This window comes from Pseudomonas bijieensis, from assembly GCF_013347965.1.
Lineage (GTDB): Bacteria > Pseudomonadota > Gammaproteobacteria > Pseudomonadales > Pseudomonadaceae > Aquipseudomonas > Aquipseudomonas bijieensis.
Window position 1 is genome coordinate 4,750,749 of the sequence record NZ_CP048810.1, and the last position, 19,534, is coordinate 4,770,282.

General features: G+C 61.1%; 19 protein-coding genes. 8 read left to right on the forward strand and 11 right to left on the reverse strand.

Features of this window, described 5'->3' with window-relative positions:
- Nucleotides 1–113 precede the first annotated feature (113 nt).
- From GN234_RS20805 to fdhA, 3 genes are all read left to right on the forward strand, one after another.
- A complete protein-coding gene (locus GN234_RS20805; RefSeq protein WP_109755031.1) occupies nt 114–746 on the forward strand; it encodes a sarcosine oxidase subunit gamma in 633 nt (210 codons plus the stop codon).
- A gap of 183 nt (nt 747–929) precedes the next feature.
- On the forward strand, nt 930–1,787 hold the full coding sequence (gene purU, locus GN234_RS20810; RefSeq protein ID WP_176689000.1) for a formyltetrahydrofolate deformylase: 858 nt from the start codon (nt 930–932) through the stop codon (nt 1,785–1,787).
- 188 nt (nt 1,788–1,975) lie between these two features.
- Nucleotides 1,976–3,175 carry a formaldehyde dehydrogenase, glutathione-independent gene (gene fdhA, locus GN234_RS20815; protein WP_109755030.1) on the forward strand — a complete coding sequence of 400 codons (1,200 nt, stop codon included), beginning with the start codon at nt 1,976–1,978 and terminating at the stop codon, nt 3,173–3,175.
- A gap of 170 nt (nt 3,176–3,345) precedes the next feature.
- Here fdhA and GN234_RS20820 read toward each other — a convergent pair whose 3' ends face one another.
- From GN234_RS20820 to GN234_RS20830, 3 genes are all read right to left on the reverse strand, one after another.
- A complete protein-coding gene (locus tag GN234_RS20820; protein WP_109755029.1) occupies nt 3,346–3,558 on the reverse strand; it encodes a cold-shock protein in 213 nt (70 codons plus the stop codon).
- 165 nt (nt 3,559–3,723) lie between these two features.
- Nucleotides 3,724–4,299 (reverse strand): hypothetical protein, encoded by a 576-nt coding sequence (locus GN234_RS20825; protein ID WP_176689001.1) that lies wholly within the window; start codon nt 4,297–4,299, stop codon nt 3,724–3,726.
- Nucleotides 4,300–4,404: 105 nt separating this feature from the next.
- On the reverse strand, nt 4,405–4,827 hold the full coding sequence (locus GN234_RS20830) for a DUF3757 domain-containing protein (protein WP_109755027.1): 423 nt from the start codon (nt 4,825–4,827) through the stop codon (nt 4,405–4,407).
- A 301-nt stretch (nt 4,828–5,128) separates the two neighbouring features.
- On the opposite strand from GN234_RS20830, the gene GN234_RS20835 reads away from it, so the two are divergent.
- On the forward strand, nt 5,129–5,704 hold the full coding sequence (locus GN234_RS20835; RefSeq protein WP_109755026.1) for a DUF2780 domain-containing protein: 576 nt from the start codon (nt 5,129–5,131) through the stop codon (nt 5,702–5,704).
- Here the strand turns inward: GN234_RS20835 and GN234_RS20840 are convergent, their stop codons facing one another.
- Nucleotides 5,705–6,592: an acyltransferase gene (locus GN234_RS20840; protein ID WP_176689002.1), complete on the reverse strand. Its 888-nt coding sequence runs from the start codon at nt 6,590–6,592 to the stop codon at nt 5,705–5,707.
- A gap of 355 nt (nt 6,593–6,947) precedes the next feature.
- On the opposite strand from GN234_RS20840, the gene rloA2 reads away from it, so the two are divergent.
- The 4 genes from rloA2 to creD all read left to right on the forward strand — a co-directional run bounded on the left by rloA2 (nt 6,948) and on the right by creD (nt 11,173).
- Nucleotides 6,948–7,454 carry a retropepsin-like aspartic peptidase RloA2 gene (gene rloA2, locus GN234_RS20845; protein WP_109755024.1) on the forward strand — a complete coding sequence of 169 codons (507 nt, stop codon included), beginning with the start codon at nt 6,948–6,950 and terminating at the stop codon, nt 7,452–7,454.
- Nucleotides 7,455–7,523: 69 nt separating this feature from the next.
- On the forward strand, nt 7,524–8,204 hold the full coding sequence (creB, locus tag GN234_RS20850; protein WP_109755023.1) for a two-component system response regulator CreB: 681 nt from the start codon (nt 7,524–7,526) through the stop codon (nt 8,202–8,204).
- Complete coding sequence (creC, locus tag GN234_RS20855) at nt 8,204–9,622, forward strand: two-component system sensor histidine kinase CreC (protein WP_176689003.1); 1,419 nt, start codon at nt 8,204–8,206, stop codon at nt 9,620–9,622. Before creB ends, creC begins: the two co-directional genes overlap by 1 nt.
- 177 nt (nt 9,623–9,799) lie before the next feature.
- Nucleotides 9,800–11,173 carry a cell envelope integrity protein CreD gene (creD, locus tag GN234_RS20860; protein ID WP_176689004.1) on the forward strand — a complete coding sequence of 458 codons (1,374 nt, stop codon included), beginning with the start codon at nt 9,800–9,802 and terminating at the stop codon, nt 11,171–11,173.
- Between the two features lie 183 nt (nt 11,174–11,356).
- Here the strand turns inward: creD and GN234_RS20865 are convergent, their stop codons facing one another.
- The 7 genes from GN234_RS20865 to GN234_RS20895 all read right to left on the reverse strand — a co-directional run bounded on the left by GN234_RS20865 (nt 11,357) and on the right by GN234_RS20895 (nt 19,317).
- Nucleotides 11,357–11,986, reverse strand: a complete 630-nt coding sequence (locus GN234_RS20865) for a glutathione S-transferase (RefSeq protein WP_109755020.1) — start codon at nt 11,984–11,986, stop codon at nt 11,357–11,359.
- 100 nt (nt 11,987–12,086) lie between these two features.
- Nucleotides 12,087–13,385: an MFS transporter gene (locus GN234_RS20870; protein ID WP_109755019.1), complete on the reverse strand. Its 1,299-nt coding sequence runs from the start codon at nt 13,383–13,385 to the stop codon at nt 12,087–12,089.
- Between the two features lie 204 nt (nt 13,386–13,589).
- Nucleotides 13,590–13,769 (reverse strand): hypothetical protein, encoded by a 180-nt coding sequence (locus GN234_RS20875; protein WP_109755018.1) that lies wholly within the window; start codon nt 13,767–13,769, stop codon nt 13,590–13,592.
- Complete coding sequence (locus GN234_RS20880; protein ID WP_116833617.1) at nt 13,766–14,896, reverse strand: PepSY-associated TM helix domain-containing protein; 1,131 nt, start codon at nt 14,894–14,896, stop codon at nt 13,766–13,768. Before GN234_RS20880 ends, GN234_RS20875 begins: the two co-directional genes overlap by 4 nt.
- Before the next feature lie 229 nt (nt 14,897–15,125).
- Nucleotides 15,126–17,564, reverse strand: a complete 2,439-nt coding sequence (locus GN234_RS20885) for a TonB-dependent siderophore receptor (protein WP_116833616.1) — start codon at nt 17,562–17,564, stop codon at nt 15,126–15,128.
- Between the two features lie 260 nt (nt 17,565–17,824).
- Nucleotides 17,825–18,799: a FecR domain-containing protein gene (locus GN234_RS20890; protein ID WP_176689005.1), complete on the reverse strand. Its 975-nt coding sequence runs from the start codon at nt 18,797–18,799 to the stop codon at nt 17,825–17,827.
- Entirely contained in the window at nt 18,796–19,317 is a 522-nt protein-coding gene (locus GN234_RS20895; protein WP_176689006.1) for an RNA polymerase sigma factor, read from the reverse strand. Before GN234_RS20895 ends, GN234_RS20890 begins: the two co-directional genes overlap by 4 nt.
- Nucleotides 19,318–19,534 lie beyond the last annotated feature (217 nt).

The window sequence follows — 19,534 nt, forward strand, 5'->3', positions numbered from 1 at the left end:
GATGCAGGCGACACGGTAGCCGTAAGACCGAGTTATCGTTCATCGCGGGCAAGCCTTGCTCCCACAGCACCACACACCGGCAGGTCGAACAAGCATTCAGACAGGTGCTCCATATGACCGCAGTCAACGTGTACCAACAACGCCCAACCACCGGGGCCAAGGCCGAGTCGTCGCTGCACCATGCCGACCTCGCCAGCCTGGTGGGCAAGGGCCGCAAGAACGCCGGTGTGACCGTGCGCGAGAAAAAACTCCTGGGTCACCTGACCATTCGTGGCGATGGCCACGACCCGGCGTTCGCAGCCGGCGTGCACAAGGCCCTGGGCCTGGAATTGCCCGGTGCCCTGGCCGTCATCGTCAAGGGTGAGACCAGCCTGCAATGGCTTGGCCCGGACGAGTGGCTGCTGGTGGTGCCGAGTGGCGAAGAGTTCGCTGCCGAGAAAAAACTGCGTGAAGCGCTGGGCGATCTGCACATCCAGATCGTCAACGTCAGCGGCGGCCAGCAGATCCTCGAACTGTCCGGCCCGAACGTGCGCGACGTGCTGATGAAATCCACCAGCTACGATGTACACCCAAGCAACTTCCCGGTGGGCAAGGCCGTGGGTACGGTGTTCGCCAAGTCGCAACTGGTGATCCGCCACACCGGCGAAGACACCTGGGAACTGGTGATCCGCCGCAGCTTCTCCGATTACTGGTGGTTGTGGTTGCAGGATGCGGCGGCTGAGTATGGCTTGAGCGTCCAGGCCTGAAACACTGCAGTCCTTGTGGAAGCAGAACTGTGGGAGCAAAGCTTGCTCGCGATACAGGCGCTTGAGTTCCAGATAGACCGCGTTGTTTTTATCGCGAGCAAGCTTTGCTCCCACAGATAAATCCTCCGCCACAGGTTCTGTGTACGGCCGGGGGGTTATCCATAACAAACAGGAGTCACCGCAATGAGCCGCGCCCCGGATACATGGATCTTGACCGCCGACTGCCCCAGCGTGCTCGGCACGGTGGACGCGGTGACGCGCTTTCTGTTCGAGCGGGGCTGCTATGTCACCGAGCACCATTCCTTCGACGACCGGCTCTCGGCGCGTTTTTTCATTCGTGTGGAGTTCCGCCAGCCCGACGGTTTTGACGAGCAAAACTTCCGTGCCGGCCTGGCCGAACGCGCGCAAGCCTTTGGCATGGTCTTCGAACTGACGCCACCCAACTACCGGCCCAAAGTGGTGATCATGGTCTCCAAGGCCGATCACTGCCTCAACGATTTGCTCTACCGCCAGCGCATCGGCCAGTTGTCCATGGACGTGGTGGCCGTGGTCTCCAACCACCCCGACCTCAAGCCGTTGGCCGACTGGCACCAGATTCCCTACTACCATTTCCCCCTGGACCCGAACGACAAGCCGGCCCAGGAGCGACAGGTGTGGCAGGTGATCGAAGACACCGGTGCCGAGTTGGTGATCCTTGCCCGCTACATGCAAGTGCTGTCGCCGGAGCTGTGTCGCAAGCTCGACGGCAAGGCGATCAACATCCATCACTCGCTGCTGCCGGGCTTCAAGGGCGCCAAGCCATATCACCAGGCCTACAACAAAGGCGTGAAACTGGTCGGTGCCACGGCGCACTACATCAACAACGACCTGGACGAAGGCCCGATCATCGCCCAGGGCGTGGAAGTGGTGGACCACAGTCACTATCCCGAGGATTTGATCGCCAAGGGGCGGGACATCGAAGGGCTGACCCTGGCCCGGGCCGTGGGCTATCACATCGAGCGAAGGGTGTTCTTGAACGCCAATCGTACTGTCGTTCTTTAGGCCGACATCGCGAGCAGGCTCGCTCCCACGGAATAGGGGAGCACACAAAGATCCAATGTGGGAGCGAGCCTGCTCGCGAAGAGGCCCTCACAGACAACAAAGAAACAAGACACAAGCACTACCCGAGCAATCAACGCGCTGCCTGCCTGGGCAACGCAGTTCCATAAAAACAACAGCGAGGTGAAAGCATGTCTGGCAATCGTGGTGTCGTGTATCTCGGCAACGGCAAGGTCGAAGTACAGAAAATCGACTATCCAAAAATGCAGGACCCGCGCGGCAGGAAGATTGAGCACGGTGTCATCCTGCGCGTGGTCTCCACCAACATCTGCGGCTCCGACCAGCACATGGTGCGCGGCCGTACCACTGCCCAGACCGGTCTGGTCCTGGGTCACGAAATCACCGGTGAAGTGATCGAAAAGGGCAGCGACGTCGAGAACCTGAAAATCGGCGACCTGGTGTCGGTGCCGTTCAACGTGGCTTGCGGGCGCTGCCGTTCCTGCAAGGAGCAACACACAGGCGTCTGCCTGAGCGTCAACCCGGCCCGTGCCGGCGGTGCCTACGGTTACGTGGACATGGGCGACTGGACCGGCGGCCAGGCCGAGTACGTGCTGGTGCCGTACGCCGATTTCAACCTGTTGAAGCTGCCGGACCGCGACAAGGCCATGGAGAAAATCCGCGACCTGACCTGCCTGTCCGACATCCTGCCGACCGGCTACCACGGCGCCGTCACCGCCGGTGTTGGCCCTGGTAGCACGGTCTACATCGCCGGTGCCGGCCCGGTTGGCCTGGCGGCCGCTGCCTCCGCGCGCCTGCTGGGTGCCGCCGTGGTGATCATTGGTGACGTCAACCCGGTCCGCCTGGCTCACGCCAAGGCCCAGGGTTTTGAAATCGCCGACCTGTCCCAGGACACCCCGCTGCACGAACAGATCGCTGCCTTGCTGGGCGAGCCTGAAGTCGATTGCGCCGTCGATGCGGTAGGCTTCGAAGCCCGCGGCCACGGCCATGACGGCGTCAAGCACGAAGCCCCGGCTACCGTGCTCAACTCGTTGATGGGTGTGGTTCGCGTCGCCGGCAAAATCGGCATCCCCGGCCTCTACGTCACCGAAGACCCGGGCGCCGTCGATGCAGCAGCCAAAATGGGTAGCCTGAGCATCCGCTTCGGCCTGGGCTGGGCCAAATCCCACAGCTTCCACACCGGCCAGACCCCAGTCATGAAGTACAACCGCCAACTGATGCAGGCGATCATGTGGGACCGCATCAACATTGCTGAAATCGTTGGCGTACAGGTGATCAGCCTGGATGACGCGCCGAAGGGTTATGGCGAGTTCGATGCGGGCGTGCCGAAGAAGTTTGTGATTGATCCGCATAAGTTGTTCAGTGCGGCATAACGTTGTAGGCAAGACGGAAAAAGGGCGACAGTGATGTCGCCCTTTTTATTCAGCCCTACAGACGGCGGCTTTCCAGGACTGAAGCGTTTTTGATCGAGGTGATAGCTGGCACGTTACCGAACATACAAGGAGTCAACCGCTCACCCACCTCAGGATGGCTCCCGGATAGTTTATTCCGGCGTCACTCTCGTGGCCTGCATGCCTTTATCCCCCTTCTCGATTTCAAACGAAACGGTCTGCCTCTGTTTCAACGTTTTATAACCCTCGCCGGCTATCGCCGAGTAATGAACGAACAGTTCCTCGCCTCCTTTGCCGCAGGTAATGAAGCCATAGCCTTTCGCATCGTTAAACCATTTAACGGTTCCTTTGATTCGGTCGTTCATTTTTATTGTCCTGCTTGCCCGAATGAAGAAAGGCGCAGGGACTGTGGTTTGCCCAGAGCCTTGTTTTCGTTGTCACGACTGAGCTTAGAGGCCGTATGGACAGCTGCCTACTGTCAACATTGACAGTAGGCAATACTTGAGCGGGAGCAAGCTCCCTCGCCACGGTTACTGCTGGGCAGTTGCGGTCTCGACCCGTTCGCAGAATTCAGGGTAGAAACCTTTGGCGCTAGGGCCTTGGCAATAGTTCTGCGCTTGGGCCAGGGCATCGCCGCTGAATTTCAGGTTGCGGGGCATGCTGGCAAAAGTGACGTAGCCATCCTGTTGCGTCTTGATCGCGTCGAAGCCCGGCATGTCATAGACCAGTTCCACGTCATCATCGGTCAGCAGTCGCGCCTTGACCGTCACTTGCGTGTATTGCTTGCCCCCTGGTGCGCCATTGAGCGCTGCCAGGCCGTGGCCGACAACGCGCAGCATGTGCGGGACCCAGGGCTCGCAGTCCTCCGCGCAAGCGCCTGGACGGTAAAGCACGGTCAGCGCTTGTTGATCGCGGCTTACCTCGGTCAGGGCCGGGTCAGAGCGCTTGATGCGGTGTTCGATGGTCAGCCAGGTCTTCTGCTCTTCACTCGTGCCATCGGCCAGTTCCGGGTTCAGCGGGCCGCGCTGGCATTCGTTGACACCCAGGGCGATGAGCATGCCGGTCAGGATGACCGCGAGGGTGGCGCCGCCGACTTTCACGTTCATGGGCAAACTCTGCTGGAGGAAGCCGCACTGTACGGTAATGGTGCAGGTGAGGGCAGTGGGCTGTGAGCGGCGGTGCTGGAACAGTGACGCGGTTACCATTGCCGATCAATAGATCAAGTTGAAGTAGTCGCCGTCCATCAGCCTGCACATTCGGGTATCCGGGCTTTCGCAGCGATTGCTCATCCACTTTGAAAAAGCCGGTTCCAGGATTTGTTGATCGTCCAACTTCAGATTGATCGCCCCGTATCTGCACGTGATGGTCGCACGGGGGGCTGTCTGTTCGTCCCCATCGTCCTCATGAATAACGTATTCGGCACCTTCGAACTGCAACGAGGTCGGGTCGACCACCTCCACCAGGCTTTCGCTTTTCCATTCACGCTCTTCCCGCTCCCCGACGGTGTAAACGTCTTCCAGCGATTCAATATCCCTGTGAATGTCAGTGACGGCGGGGCATGTTATTTCACCGGCATGGACGTGGCCGATGATCAGCAAAAGCAAGACCGCGCCTCCAGCCAGTATTTTTTTCATGTGCCAGGCTCCAGGGCTCAGTTCAACGATTCACGGCTTCGGTCGGGCGGGCTACTGTCAATGTTGGCTGTCATTTATGTCAATTTAGAACTGTGTATGGATATTTGGTAACTTTTAGCTATATAAAAAGACGCGGTTTTCGGTAAATCAGACGTTTCTGACGACCACTGAGGATTTTTCTGTAATGGCTATCGGCCATTCATGTAATACGTTTAGGAACAATCGCCGTCCGCGCAAGTCCAACGCACGCTTCACGCCGCTCTTTAAGAGCGGCTTTTTCATGCTCAAGAGGATGTCCCGGATGAAGGTTTCACGCGGTTTTGCACTGTCTTGCCTGTTGACACTGGCCGCCAGCCCGGCTTTCGCGCAGTTCAGCCTCAGCGATGCGGCTAATGTGATGTCGGCGATGCAGGGCAACTCAGGTGAGAAGGACGGCGCCGTGGCCGCTGCACCGAAAGCCGCCGGGTTGCTCAATACCCTGGGCTCGGACCTCAAGATCACCCCGGAACAGGCCATCGGCGGTGCCGGTGCGATGCTGGGGCTGGCGAAGAACCGGCTAAGCGAACCGCAGTTCTCGGAATTGAGCAAAAGCGTGCCAGGTCTCGATCAGATCGCCGGCAACAGCGCCATCGGCGGGCTCAACGGCCTGGGCGGCTTGCTCGGTGGCGGATCGGACAAAAACGCCTTGCTCGACGGGCTGCTGGGTAACGTCAAGGACACCAATGACTTGAATAACGCCTTCAGCGCGCTGGGCATGGACAGCGGCATGATCGGGCAGTTTGCCCCGGTCATCCTGCAGTACCTTGGCCAGCAGGGGGTGGGTAGTTCGTTGTTGCAGAATCTGGGAGGTATTTGGGGGGCTGGCAGTGGCGTCTGATCAGGCGCGTTCGTTGCGCAAGGCAGCAATACGCCGATCCTTCTCCATCCAGAGCTGATTAACCCAATCCTGAACAAACTGGCGAAACACCGGGTCGTTTTCGTAATCGCCCTGCCACAGCGCCGGGTCCAGTTCGCGGGTCTGGATGTCGATGATGACCCGGGGCACCGCGCCGCTGATCAAGTCCCAGAACCCGGGAATGCGCGCTTGCGGATAAACCACGGTCACGTCCAATACCGCGTCCAGTTGTTCACCCATGGCCGCCAGCACGAACGCCACGCCACCGGCCTTGGGCTTGAGCAGGTGGGTGAAGGGTGACTGTTGCTGTTGGCTTTTGGCGGCGGTGAAGCGCGTGCCTTCGAGGTAATTGACCACGGTGACCGGTTGGCGCTTGAACAGCTCGCAGGCGGCCTTGGTGATTTCCAGGTCCTTGCCGGTCAGTTCCGGGTTTTTCGCCAGGAACGCCTTGGTGTAGCGTTTCATGAAAGGGTAATCCAACGCCCACCAGGCCAGCCCCAGAAACGGCACCCAGATCAGCTCTTTCTTGAGAAAGAACTTGAAGAATGGCGTGCGTCGGTTGAGGGTCTGGACGAGGGCGGGGATGTCGACCCAGGATTGGTGATTGCTGATCACCAGGTAAGACGTGTCGCCGCGCAGGTCCGCGCCGCCACGGATGTCCCAGCGGGTGGGGATGCACAGGGCAAAGATCAGCTTGTCGATCTCGGCCCAGGTTTCGGCGATCCACATCACCGCCCACGAGGCGTAGTCGCGAAAACGCCCGGACAGGACCAGTTTTAGCAGTGCGAACACCATCAACGGGCCGAACAGCACCAGGGTGTTGAGCAACAGCAGCAGGGTGACGAAACAGCCGGTGAGCAGGCGGCGCATAGATGACTCTTGCAAACGGGTGGGCGGGCCATGATAAGCAAGCTTCGGGCGGTAGGCCAAATCGGTGTGGACGAAAGTTTCACTTGGGCTTGGCTAAACTGGGCTGGCTTTTTGTGGCGAGGGGATTCATCCCCGTTGGGTTGCGAAGCAACCCCAAAACAGTCAACTCGAATAGCCAGGTGTACCGAGATGTCAGGCTCTCAGGGGGCGCTTCGCACCCCAGCGGGGATGAATCCCCTCGCCACAGAGGTCGCGCTTGGCTGGCGTTTCTCTTAGCCATTGCTATCGAAATCAACCGAACGAATTCAGCAGCCACGGTCTAAAACCCCACTCCCACAATGGAAGCCCTAACTCCATGAAGTCAGTCCTCGCCCTGTTTTCCCTGATAGCCCTTCCAGTGCTGGCCGCCGAGCCGACCCTGTACGGGCGCTATGAATACATCGCGTTGCCGGAAATCGGCGGCGAAGTGCTCAAGGCCAAGATGGACACCGGTGCGCTGACTGCCTCGCTGTCGGCCAAGGACATCGAGACCTTTACCCGCGACGGTGATGATTGGGTGCGATTCCGCCTGGCGACCAAGGATGCGAGCAACAAGGTCTACGAACACAAGATCGCCCGCATCAGCAAGATCAAGACCCGTTCCGAAGAAGATGAAGACGACGACGAAAAAATCGCGCCAACCAAGCGCCCCGTGGTCGACCTGGAACTGTGCCTGGGCAACGTCAAGCGCACGGTGGAGGTCAACCTGACCGACCGCAGCAGCTTCAACTACCCATTGCTGATCGGCGCCAAGGCCCTGCGCGAGTTCGGCGCAGCGGTGAACCCGGCCCGCCGCTTCACCGCAGACAAGCCCGACTGCTGATTTCCCCGATTGACGTGCCCCGAGGCTTGGGGCACCGTTCCGGCAACTTTATTGCCGGGCTCGCAAGCCATGCCTCATATCCTGATTGTCGAAGACGAAGCCGCCATTGCCGATACGCTGGTGTTTGCCCTGCAAGGGGAGGGGTTCGACACCACTTGGCTGAGCCTCGGCGCTGCCGCCCTCGAGCATCAGAAAAGCACGCCGGCGGACCTGATCATCCTCGATGTGGGCCTGCCGGATATCAGCGGATTCGAGACTTGTAAAAATCTCAGACGTTTCAGCGACGTTCCAGTCATCTTTCTGACAGCCCGGGATGCTGAGATCGACCGGGTGGTGGGACTGGAAATCGGTGCCGACGATTATGTGGTCAAGCCTTTCAGCCCCCGCGAGGTGGCGGCCAGGGTCCGGGCGATCCTCAAGCGTGTGGCGCCGCGACCGCTGATGGAGCCGGGCATGGCGCTGTTCCAGGTCGATGCCGATCGCGTGCAAATCAGCTATCGCGGCAAACCGCTGAACCTCACCCGCCATGAATTCCGCCTGCTCAACTGTCTGTTGGAACAACCTGAACGGGTCTTCAGCCGCGAACAACTGCTCGACGCCCTGGGCGTGGCCAGCGATGCCGGCTACGAGCGTAGCATCGACAGCCACATCAAGAGCGTGCGCGCCAAGTTGCGCCTGGTCCGGGCCGAGGCCGAACCGATCCAGACCCATCGAGGCCTGGGCTACAGCTACAGCCCGGGGCACAGCTGATGTCTCTGGGGATCCGGATTTTCCTGGTGTATGTACTGTTTATCGCCCTGACCGGCTATTTCGTGCTCAACACGGTGATGGAGGAAATCCGCCCTGGCGTGCGCCAGTCCACTGAAGAAACCCTGGTGGACACGGCCAACCTGATGGCCGAGATCCTGCGGGACGACTTCAAGGCCGGTACCCTCAACCAGAATCGTTGGCCGCAATTGCTCAAGGCCTACGGCGAGCGCCAGCCGGCGGCGACGATCTGGGGCTTGCCGAAGAACCAGGTCAGCCACCGCATCTATGTCACCGATGCCAAGGGCATCGTGGTGCTCGACTCCAGCGGCGTGGCGGTGGGCCAGGATTATTCGCGCTGGAACGATGTCTACCTGACTCTGCGCGGCCACTACGGCGCCCGTTCGAGCCGCAGCGATCCGGATGACCCCACGTCTTCGGTGATGCATGTCGGTGCGCCGATCCGCGACAACGGCCGGATCATCGGTGTCGTCACGGTCGCCAAGCCCAACAGTTCATTGCAGCCTTATGTCGATCGCACCGAGCGGCGACTGTTGGCGTATGGCGCCGGGTTGGTGGCCCTGGGTCTGTTGCTGGGCGGCTTGCTGTCCTGGTGGCTCAGCGCGGCGCTGCGACGGTTGACGGCCTATGCCCAGGCGGTCAGCCAGGGGCGTCGGGTGGAAGTGCCGCATTATCGCGGCGGCGAGTTCGAGCAACTGGCGGGCGCCGTGGAACACATGCGTACCCAGCTCGAAGGCAAGGCTTACGTCGAGCGTTACGTGCATACCCTGACCCACGAGCTCAAGAGTCCGCTGGCGGCGATTCGCGGTGCCGCCGAGCTGCTGCAAAGCGATATGCCTGCCGCCCAGCACCAACGCTTTGTCAGTAACATCGGCACCGAAAGCGTGCGCATGCAGCAGTTGATCGAACGGCTGCTGAACCTGGCCCAGATCGAGCAGCGCCAGGGGCTGGAAGAAGAAGTCGCGGTGCCGCTGGCGGCGTTGATGGATGAGTTGCTGGAAGCGCGCGGCGGCTGGATCGAAAGTCGCCAGTTGAGCGTTGAACAGCGCATTGCGGCCGATCTGGCGTTGACCGGCGAGCCGTTCCTGTTGCGCCAGGCCTTGGGCAATTTGCTGGAAAACGCCTTGGACTTCACTCCCGTCAACGGTCTGCTACGCATCAGCGCCGAGCGCAGCGGCAATCGTGTCGAGATTCGCCTGTTCAATCAGGCCGCACCGATTCCCGACTATGCGCTGCCACGCTTGAGCGAGCGCTTTTACTCCCTGCCGCGGCCGGACAGCGGTCGCAAGAGCACCGGCCTGGGGCTCAACTTCGTGGAGGAGGTGGTGCAGTTGCATGGAGGGGCATTCAGTATTGGCAATGTCGAGGGTGGTGTTGAGGTGGTGTTGCGGTTGCCCTGAAACCGAGGCGTGGCCTTCGCGAGCAAGCCCGCTCCCACAGGTTCAGTGCAGTCCTTGTGGGAGCGGGCTTGCTCGCGAAGGGGGCCGTCCAGTCTCCACACAATCTCCATAATCTCTCCATAAGCCCAGCACACAACCACCCCAGACTCTCCCTCATTCGAACAGGGAGAGCCCCACATGAACCGCAGCCTCGCCATAAAACTGGGCATGATTGCCCTACTGATTCTTTTGCTGATGATCCCGCTGTTGATGATCAACGGCCTCATCGACGAGCGCCAGGAGCTGCGCGACGGTGTGTTGCAGGATATCGCCCGCAGTTCCAGCTACAGCCAGCAACTGATCGGGCCGATGATCGTGGTGCCGTTTCGCAAGAGCGTGAAAGTCTGGAACACCAACGAGAAAACCGGCGTGCGTTTTCTGGAAACCGTCGAGCGGGCGGGCGAGTTGTATTTTTTGCCCGAAGAGTTCGAGCTCGACGGCCAGGTCCGCACTGAAACCCGTGCCCGGGGGATCTACGAAGCGCGGTTGTTCCACGCCGATAACCGGATCGATGGCCGTTTCAAGGTGCCGGAGCGCTACGGTATCGCCGCCAAGGACTTTGCCGATTACCGTTTCGATGAACCGTACCTGAGCGTGGGGATCAGCGATATTCGTGGCATCGAGAACGCGCTGACCCTGACGCTGAACCAGCAGACCGTCGACTTCCTGCCCGGTTCTCGGCTCGGCTGGCTGGGGCAGGGGGTGCATGTGCCGCTGCCGATGATCACCGCCCAGGGTGGCCCCGAGCTGACCTTCGGTTTTGACCTGCGCCTTCAAGGCACTGGCGAGTTCCAGGTCCTGCCAGTGGGCAAGTCCACCAAGGTGCACCTGTCGGCCGACTGGCCCCATCCAAGCTTTATCGGCAACTACCTGCCGGTCAATCGTGAGATCAATGAGCAGGGCTTCAGCGCTGACTGGCAGACGTCGTTTTTCTCCACCAACCTCCTGGAAACATTGCAAGCCTGCGAACCCAGCGATAGTTGCGAAGCGTTCCGCAGTCGCGCCTTCGGCGTGAGCTTCATCGACCCAGTGGACCAGTACCTCAAGAGCGACCGGGCAATCAAATATGCGCTGCTGTTCATCGCCCTGACATTCGCCGGCTTCTTCCTTTTCGAAGTGCTCAAGAGCCTGGCGGTGCACCCGGTCCAGTACGCTTTGGTGGGTGTGGCGCTGGCGTTCTTTTACCTGTTGCTGTTGTCGCTGTCGGAGCACATCGGCTTCACCCTGGCGTACCTGGTGTCGGCCAGTGCCTGTGTGGTGCTGATCGGGTTTTATGTCTGCCATGTGCTGCGTAGCGTGAGCCACGGCCTGGGGTTTTCGGTGGGGCTGGCAGGGTTGTACGGCTTGCTCTATGGCTTGTTGAGCGCCGAGGACTATGCGCTGTTGATGGGGTCGCTGTTGCTGTTCGGCCTGTTGGGCGTATTCATGGTGTTGACCCGTAAGCTGGATTGGTACGGGGTTGGGTCGAAGTCGGTCGCTGCCATGAGCTTTGACTTGGGAGAGGTGAAATGAGCCGGTCGTTGGGGTTGCGTGAGGACCGGCAATTACGAGAGGTGTTGGTGATGCGGATTGCCGGGTTGTTTCCTGTGGATCCGGTGCGCTGCCATCGCGAGCAGGCTCGCTCCCACAAAGGGCGACACGATCAAGTGTGGGAGCGAGCCTGCTCGCGATGAGGGCGGAACGGTCAATGCAAATCTAAACCCTGGGCACCGTCTCGAGCATCGAAGGCCGCAAGCTCACTTCGGCGAACCATGCCGCCAGCTGCGGATTGGCCTTGCGCCATTCCAGGTCCGGATGGCGCAGGTCCAGGTAGCCCAGGGCGCAGGCCACGCTGATGGAGGCCACGTCGAAATGGCAGGCCAGTTCGGCAATCGCCTCGGCTTCGAGCAGGCCCAGGGCCCGGCGAATCTTGTCCCGCTGCGCATCGAGCCATTCGTCCCAGTGTTTTTCCGCAGGACGCAGGGCGGTTTCGTAGCGGATCATCACCGCTGCATCCATGACTCCATCGGCCAGGGAGGCCAGGGTCAGGCGCCGCCAGCGGGCGGCTCCGTCCCGGGGAATCAACGGGTTGCCGACGTGCTGATGGTCGAGGTAGTCGAGGATGACGCGGCTGTCATGGATCACGCTGCCGTTGGCCAGGCGCAAGGCCGGGATCTTGCTCAATGGGTTGTCATCGATCAGGGCCCGGTCCGGCTTGACCGGCGTGAGCTGGCTGAGTTGCAACGCCACGCGGTCTTGCTGGCCGGTTTCGTGCAGTAGCACCAGGACCTTGCGAACGAAGGGTGAAGCGGGGTTGTGGAACAACGTCATGCTGGGGGTGGACATGGCAGTGTCTCGATCAGTGGGACTTGTTGCGCAGCATAGCGCGTCCAGCCGCGCACAAGGCAGGCGCGACCCGGGCGAAGAGGCTCAGTCGCGCCATGCATCAGGCGGTTGGTTGCAGGGCCTGCGGCGCCGGTGCCGATGTCGCCGGTTGTTGCTTGAGTTCCCGGGCGACGGTCCAGACGATAAACGCGGCGACCACGTCGAAGATCGCCAGCAGCACGAACAACGGGCTGTAGCCGATCTTTGTCACCATCACACCAAACAGCAGGGTGAAGGCCGCTGCACCGAGGTAACCGAACATCCCACCCATGCCGGTGGCGGTGGCGACTTCATTCTTGCCGAAGGAATCGGACGTGATGGCGTATAGCGCTCCGGATAGAGTCTGGTGAGCAAAGCCGCCAATGCACAGCAGGGCGATGGCGGTGTAGGGGCTGGCGACCAGGCCGATGCACGCCGGGCCGACCATGCAGGAGGCACCGAACAGCAGGACCATTTTGCGCGAGGTGAACAGCGACACCTTGCAGTATTTATGGAAGAACGGGCTCAGGTAACCACCCAGCACGCAACCCAGGTCGGCCGCCAGGAACGGCAGCCAGGCGAACATTGCGATCTCCTTGATGTTCATGTGCCGCTCGGTCATCAGGTACAGCGGGATCCAGGCGTTGAACGTTTGCCAAGCCGGCTCGGAGAGGATCCGGGCGCTGGCGATGGCGTAGAAGTTGCGGCTGGCGATGATGCGTTTCCAGCTGCCTTTCTTCGGTGTCGGATCCTGGAAGTGGGCTTCCTGGCCGCTGAGAATGTAATCACGCTCAGTGTCGCCCAAGAGCCTCTGGTCGCGCGGATGCTTGTAAAAGATCAGCCAGAGGAACGTCCAGGCCACGCCCAGGCCGCCAACGATCAGAAACGCCAGCTCCCAACCACTGTTCAGAATCGCCCAGACCACGAGTGGCGGAGCCAGCACGGCGCCGATTGAGGAGCCGATATTGAACCAGCCGATGGCCACCGAGCGTTCCTTGGCCGGGAACCATTCAGTAGAGGTTTTTACCGCGGCCGGCAGCCCGGCGGCTTCGGTCAGGCCCAGCAAACCACGAAAAAACGCCAGGCCTTGCCAGCCCGAGGCCATGGCCGCCGCGGCACAGGCGATGGACCAGGCGAAGGCGAAAATGGCGAAACCCATCTTGGTACCGATGGCATCAATGATGTAGCCGGCCACCGGTTGCATCAGCGCGTAGCAGATCTGCCAGGCCACGACGATGTGGGAATACTGCTCGGTGGAGATGTTCATTTCGCTCATCAGGGTCGGAGCGGCCACCGAGAGGGTATTGCGAGCCAGGTAGTTGACCATCAGGCCGGCCGTGACCAGGCCAACCATCCACCAGCGGATGCCTTTGATTTTCATCACTTCACCATCGATTATTTTTGGATTTGGTGTCGCATGTCATGTTGTAAGTTGTCGTACAACGTGCGCCTTTATAGGAGTGCAAGGATTAATTTGTCAATAAATATGTCAGAGTCTGGGCGGCTGGAATTAACCCGCGTGTCCGCAGTTGTCGTATGACGAAGAGAGGAGGGCGTGCATCTGGTCAATGCACGCCCGGATGACTCAGCGGCGCGGGACCAAGCCCCACACCGCCAACACAGAAGGGATACCCAACCCTAGCCAACTGACGGCGTCCCACAAACCGTCACCCAGCAAGGCACTGAACAACCCTGCCGCGCAAAGAACGCCGATCACCATGGGCACGCCAAACACTTTCCAGAAACTCGACTGTCGAGGCCTCACGAAGCGACCTCCGCGACAACGCTTGCTCGCTTGGCCGCCTTGCGCCGCACCAGCCACAGGTAAACGCCGCTGCCGAGGACGATGATGGTCAGCACATCGAGGGTGGCCCAGAAAATCTGCATCGGCCGGCCACCGTAGTCACCAAAATGCAGCGGCAACGACAGGCTCATGACGTCCATGTACCACGGCCGTTCGGCCACTGCGGTGACCTCCAGGGTGCTGGCGTCGACCAGTACCGGCGTCAGCAAATGCGAGGTCAGGTGGGTGCTGCCTTTCATGAACACGCTGTAGTGGTGTTCGCTGGAAAACAGCGTGCCGGGGAAGGCGATGAAGCTGGGCGCCATGCCCGGCGCGACGTCCTTGGCGATGTCCAGCAAACGGGTGGCCGGTGCCAGTTGGGTCAGCGGCGGGGCGTTGCGGTAGGGCTCGATCATGGCGCTGAGGCTGTCGTTGCGCCAGGCGGCGATGATCAGGTCGGCGCACGCGGCGATGACGCCGGTAACGCCGACGGTCAGCGCCCACACCAGTGTGACCACGCCGATCAGGTTGTGCAGGTCGAGCCAGCGCAGGCGCGTGGATTTGTCCTGGCGCACCGTGGCGAACTTCAAGCGGCGCATGAACGGCAGGTACAGGACCACCCCGGAGACGATGGCAATCACGAACAACAACCCCATGAATGCCAGCAACAATTTGCCCGGCAATCCGGCGAACATGTCCACGTGCAGGCGCAGCATGACCATCATGAAGCCGCCATTGGCCGAGGGCATTTCCAGGGCCTCGCCGGTGCGCCCATCGAGCATGAAAGTGTGGGAGGAATTGGGTTCGGTGCCCGGTGTCGGCGCCATGATGGTGATGACGCCGTTGGGCTCGTCCTCGTCCCAGCCAAAATACTGGACCACTTCGCCAGGGCGATGGGCCTTGGCTTTTTCCACCAGTTGTTGCAGGTCCAGCGGCGGTGTGTCAGCCGGCATCTCCCTAAGCTGGGGGGCGTCGCCCAGCAGGTGTTCGATTTCATGGTGGAAGATCAACGGCAGTCCGGTGATCGCCAGCATCAGCAGGAACACCGTGCAGATCAGGCTGGTCCAGGTGTGGACGAAGGACCAGCGGCGAATGGTTTTGCTTTTCATGAGCGATCCGAATGCAAGAGGGCACCTGCGGTGATAACACTGTTCACTCGAGGGACAACCCTTGTGGCGAGGGAGCTTGCTCCCGCTGGATCGCGCAGCGGTCCCAAGCTTTTGGGGCTGCTACGCAGCCCAGCGGGAGCAAGCTCCCTCGCCACGGTTTCGTTCCCCTACATGAACAGCGTTGCATCCAACAGCATGCCCTCAAAAGGTTTACGCGAATGCTAACCGTTTACCATTTGTAATTCACGCTGGCGACGACGTTGCGTTGGTCGCCGTAGTAGCAGTAGAAGCCGTCGCACGTGGACAGGTAGTCCTTGTTGAAGATGTTTTTCGCGTCCACCGCTACCGTGACCCCCTTGAGGGTCTTGTTCAAACGGCCCAGGTCGTAATGGGCCGAGGCGTCATACACGGTGTAGGAGCCGACATGGCCCCAGTCGGTGTTGGTGGTGTTGCCGTAGGTGTCGCCGACATAACGCACGCCAGCGCCGACGCCGAAACCGTCGAGCGGGCCGTTATGCCAGGTGTAGTCCGCCCAGGCGGTGGCCTGGTGACGCGGCACCTGGGCCATGCGCTTGCCTTTTTCAGCTGTCGTGCCCTTGGTGATTTCGCTGTCGTTGTAGGTGTAGGAACCGATCAGCTTGAGGTTGTCGGTCACGTCGCCTGAGGCTTCCAACTCCAGGCCGCGCACCTGTACTTCACCCACTTGGCGGGTGACGTTGTTTTCGGTGACAGAGTTGTTTTTCTGAGTCAGGTCGAACACCGCAGCGGTCAGCAGAGTCTTGGTGCCGGGTGGCTGGTACTTGATCCCCGCTTCGTATTGTTCGCCTTCGGTGGGTTTGAACGCTTCGGTGCTGTTGACGGTCGAGCCCGCCGCCGCCTGGAACGACTGGGCGAAGGAGATGTAGGGCGTCACACCGTTATCGAAGACGTAGCTCAACGCCGCGTTGCCGCTGAATTTCTTGTCGCGCTGGGTGTTGGTTACGTTGTTCTGGTTGTGGAATTCGGTGCCGGTGTGAATCCAGTCTTCACGACCGCCGAGGGTCAGGCGCCAGTTGTCCAGGGCGATCTGATCCTGGACGTACAGGCCGGTCTGGTTGGTCTTCTGGTTGTAGTCGTACATGGTGAAGTACTGGACGTTGGAGAAATCCTGTCCATAGATCGGGTTGTGGATGTTGCTGGTCGGCACGCCGGTCGAACCCCACAACCAGCGCGAATTGCTGTTGGAGCGCTGGTGGTCCAGGCCCAGCAGCAAAGTGTGGCTGAGGGCGCCGGTCTGGAAATCGGCCTGGAAGTTGTTGTCCACGGCGAACTGGCTGATGTCTTCGTCGACGACACTGGCGCTGCGCTTGACCGTGCCATCGGCGCTCACCGCTTCATCAGGACCCGCCGGCCAGAATTGCCCGCCGGCGGAGATGCCCTGGGTTTCCAGGTCGCTCTTGGTGTAGCGCAGGTTCTGGCGGAACTGCCAGGTGTCGTTCAGGCGATGTTCGAACGCATAGCCGAGGGCGTAGTAGGTACGGTCGTAGAATTCCCAGTCCGGGTCGCCGAGGTTCTTGTGGTGGGAAATCTTGCCCGCCGGCGAGGACAGCTTGGTGCCTTGCAGCGGCAGGAATTGCCCGGTGATTCCAGTGTCGTCGCGGGTGTATTGGGACAGGAAGGTCAGGCGCGTGTCGTCGTTGATGTTCCAGGTCAGGCTCGGTGCGAGGTTGTAGCGCTTGTCGGGGATGTGATCGACCTGGGAATTGCTGTCGCGCACGGTGCCGCTGAGCCGATAGAGGAACTGGCCTTCGTCATCGACCTTGCCGGTGCTGTCGAAGTTGATCTGCTTGTGTTCGTAGCTGCCGGCCTGCAACTCGACCTCGTTGCTGCTTTCGGCCTGTGGGCGACGGCTGACCATGTCCAACATGCCGCCAGGTGGCGTCTGGCCGTAGACCGAAGAGGCCGGGCCACGCAGTACGGCGATGCGTTCAAGGTTCCAGGGCTCGATTTTCGGCGTGATGTAGTTGCCCCTGGGTAGCGGCAGGCCATCGAGGAACTGAGTCGGCACGAAGCCGCGAACCAGCAGCCAGTCATTGCGCGAATCCGAGCCGTAGCCGCTGCTCTGCACGCCAGCGGTGTAGCGCAGGGCGTCATTGAGGTTGAGGACAGAACGGTCCTCCATTTGTTGGCGCGTGACCACCGAGACTGAGCGCGGCAGTTCGACGATCGGCGTATCGGTCTTGGTACCGGCGGCGGTGCGGGTGGCGACGTAACCTTCGGTCGGGCCCCACGCGGTTTCGCTGACACCGGCACCGATCACGCTGGTTTCCGGCAAGGCCATCACGCCTTCAGGCACGGCCACCAGGCTGTAGGTGCCGGCGCTGCTTTGCTCCAATTGCAGGCCGGTACCGCGCAAGGCCTCGCGCAATGCGCCGGTGGCGTCGAACTGGCCCTGGACCGGAGCCGAGGTCTTGCCCGAAGCCAGGGACGGATTCAGGCTCAGCGCGAGGCCGGCCTGGCTGGCGATCTGGTTCAGGGTGCTGGCCAGTGGCGCGGCGGGCAGGTTGTAGGTGCGCACGCTCGTGGCCTGTTCGGCGGCCAGCAGCGGGCCGCTGGCGAGAGGAACGGCAAAGGCAATGGCAACGGCCAGCAGGCTGGGGCGCAACAGGGTGTCTAGCGGGCGGGACATACGGCGGCTCCTGAATGGAAATATTTCTCAATTGCCTGGGTGCCGGATGAAAATTGAAAAGTGATAGGGCTGGATGAAAATAATTTAGATTCAGCTTGGGGCCCGGTGTCCTGCCTGGCCTTGTGTTGAGGCTACTGGCCTCATCGCGAGCAGGCTCGCTCCCACCGTTGATCTTCAGTGAGCCGCTGCTTTGTGTACAACACCGCTCCACTGTGGGAGCGAGCCTGCTCGCGATTAGGTCACCACTGACGCAAGATTCCTCAAGGCTTGGCCTCGGCCCTCGGTCCCACCACCACCCACCATCGCGTGTGATGCTCGATCTGCACCGGCAAGCTCGGCAGCAGCGCGGTCAGGGCCAGGTCGGTGTCATGCAATGGAAAGCTGCCGGTGATGCGCAGGTCTGCCACTTGGGGGGCGACACCCAAGTAGCCGCGTCGGTAGCGCCCCAGTTCATGGACCAGATCTTCGAGGCGCGCGTTGTCCACCACCAACATGCCGCGGGTCCAGGCATCGGCACCGGGGGGCAAGGCAATGGTCGGTCCGAGGCCGTCGCGGCGCATCAGTACTTGTTGGCCTTCGCGCAGGATCTGTTCCGTGTCCGCGGCCTGCGGGTGTGCCGCCACGGCGGACTTCAACACGCTCAGGCGCGTGCCTTCGTCTTCACGCCTGACCAGGAACCGTGTGCCCAAGGCGCGCAGGTTGCCTTCGCGGGTCTCGACGATGAACGGGCGCGGGTCGCCGTGGCCGGTTTCTACCAGGATCTCGCCTTCCTGCAGGACGATGCGGCGCTGCTTGTCATCGAACCGCACATCCAGCGCACTGTGGGTGTTGAGGTTGATCAGCGTGCCATCGACCAGGCGCAGGGTGCGTTGTTCGCCAGTGGCGGTGCGCTGGTCGGCCAGCCAGTAATCCAGCGGCAGGTAACGATCTCCGGCAAACAACGCCAGGCCGATGACCGCGATAACACTGGCCAGGCCGCTGCCCACCTTGCGGATCCGCCGGCGAATGCTGACCCGCGATTGCAGCAGTGCGGCCCGCGCCGGCCCACTGGCCACACTGAAGCGCTGGTCGAGCATGCCCAGTTGCCGCCAGGCCCGGGCGTGTTCTTCGTCGGCGGCATGCCAGCGGGCGAAGGCTTCGCGCTCCTGGGCGCTGCTCGAGTCCAGCGACAATTGCCAGGCAATGGCGGCGTCCAGCACGCTGGCCGAGACCGGTTTGGCGTGGGCCTGGCTCATGTCGGCTCACCATAAAGTGCGATGTAGCACTGGCGAATGCCTTGGGCCAGGTACTGCCGCACCCGCGGTACCGAAACCCCCAGGCGTTCGGCGATTTCGGCGTGGCCGAGACCGTCGAGGCGGTTATAGAGGAAGGCTGCGCGAGCCTTGCTCGACAGTTTGCCCAGCAGGCGGTCGATGGCCTTGAGGTCTTCCAGGATGATTTGCTGTTCTTCCACCGAGGGCTGCTCGGCCTCGGGGATTAGCATCAATTCGGTGAGGTAAGCCTGCTCCAATGCCGCTCGACGGAAGTAATCGAACAACAGGCCCTTGGCGATGGCTACCAGAAACGCCCGCGGTTCGCGAGGTGCCTTCAGCTCCTCGCGACCCAGCAAGCGCACAAAGGTGTCCTGGCTCAGGTCCTCGGCCCGTTGCGCACACGCCACGTTGCGGCGCAGCCATCCCAATAGCCAAGCGCGATGGTCACGGTACAACGCACCAACCAAATCACTATGAGGAGGAGTCGTGTCCGGTCTCACAAGTACCGTTCCTTTTTGACGGCGTCGGCTGCCGTCATGCTGCGTTGCCGCTCCTCGCCATAGCAGGCTATGACTCGTCGCGGCGCCTTGCCTGACGACAGCCGCCACTCGTCAAAAAAGGGACGGTACTTGCGAGACCGGACACTAGGGACTGACGACACGAAGCATCACCGATGTTTTAAGTAACGAGAATTGTTCGCGATTGTGGCAGAGGCGG

Bases quoted from the DNA above. Each gene is read 5' to 3' on its own strand.
- purU (WP_176689000.1), top strand. From the start codon at position 930: ATGAGCCGCGCCCCGGATACATGGATCTTGACCGCCGACTGCCCCAGC.
- creD (WP_176689004.1), top strand. From the start codon at position 9,800: ATGAACCGCAGCCTCGCCATAAAACTGGGCATGATTGCCCTACTGATT.
- GN234_RS20820 (WP_109755029.1), bottom strand. From the start codon at position 3,558: ATGAACGACCGAATCAAAGGAACCGTTAAATGGTTTAACGATGCGAAA.
- creB (WP_109755023.1), top strand. From the start codon at position 7,524: ATGCCTCATATCCTGATTGTCGAAGACGAAGCCGCCATTGCCGATACG.
- GN234_RS20805 (WP_109755031.1), top strand. From the start codon at position 114: ATGACCGCAGTCAACGTGTACCAACAACGCCCAACCACCGGGGCCAAG.
- GN234_RS20840 (WP_176689002.1), bottom strand. From the start codon at position 6,592: ATGCGCCGCCTGCTCACCGGCTGTTTCGTCACCCTGCTGCTGTTGCTC.
- fdhA (WP_109755030.1), top strand. From the start codon at position 1,976: ATGTCTGGCAATCGTGGTGTCGTGTATCTCGGCAACGGCAAGGTCGAA.
- GN234_RS20885 (WP_116833616.1), bottom strand. From the start codon at position 17,564: ATGTCCCGCCCGCTAGACACCCTGTTGCGCCCCAGCCTGCTGGCCGTT.
- GN234_RS20830 (WP_109755027.1), bottom strand. From the start codon at position 4,827: ATGAAAAAAATACTGGCTGGAGGCGCGGTCTTGCTTTTGCTGATCATC.
- GN234_RS20865 (WP_109755020.1), bottom strand. From the start codon at position 11,986: ATGTCCACCCCCAGCATGACGTTGTTCCACAACCCCGCTTCACCCTTC.
- creC (WP_176689003.1), top strand. From the start codon at position 8,204: ATGTCTCTGGGGATCCGGATTTTCCTGGTGTATGTACTGTTTATCGCC.
- GN234_RS20890 (WP_176689005.1), bottom strand. From the start codon at position 18,799: ATGAGCCAGGCCCACGCCAAACCGGTCTCGGCCAGCGTGCTGGACGCC.
- rloA2 (WP_109755024.1), top strand. From the start codon at position 6,948: ATGAAGTCAGTCCTCGCCCTGTTTTCCCTGATAGCCCTTCCAGTGCTG.
- GN234_RS20870 (WP_109755019.1), bottom strand. From the start codon at position 13,385: ATGAAAATCAAAGGCATCCGCTGGTGGATGGTTGGCCTGGTCACGGCC.
- GN234_RS20825 (WP_176689001.1), bottom strand. From the start codon at position 4,299: ATGAACGTGAAAGTCGGCGGCGCCACCCTCGCGGTCATCCTGACCGGC.
- GN234_RS20835 (WP_109755026.1), top strand. From the start codon at position 5,129: ATGAAGGTTTCACGCGGTTTTGCACTGTCTTGCCTGTTGACACTGGCC.
- GN234_RS20880 (WP_116833617.1), bottom strand. From the start codon at position 14,896: ATGAAAAGCAAAACCATTCGCCGCTGGTCCTTCGTCCACACCTGGACC.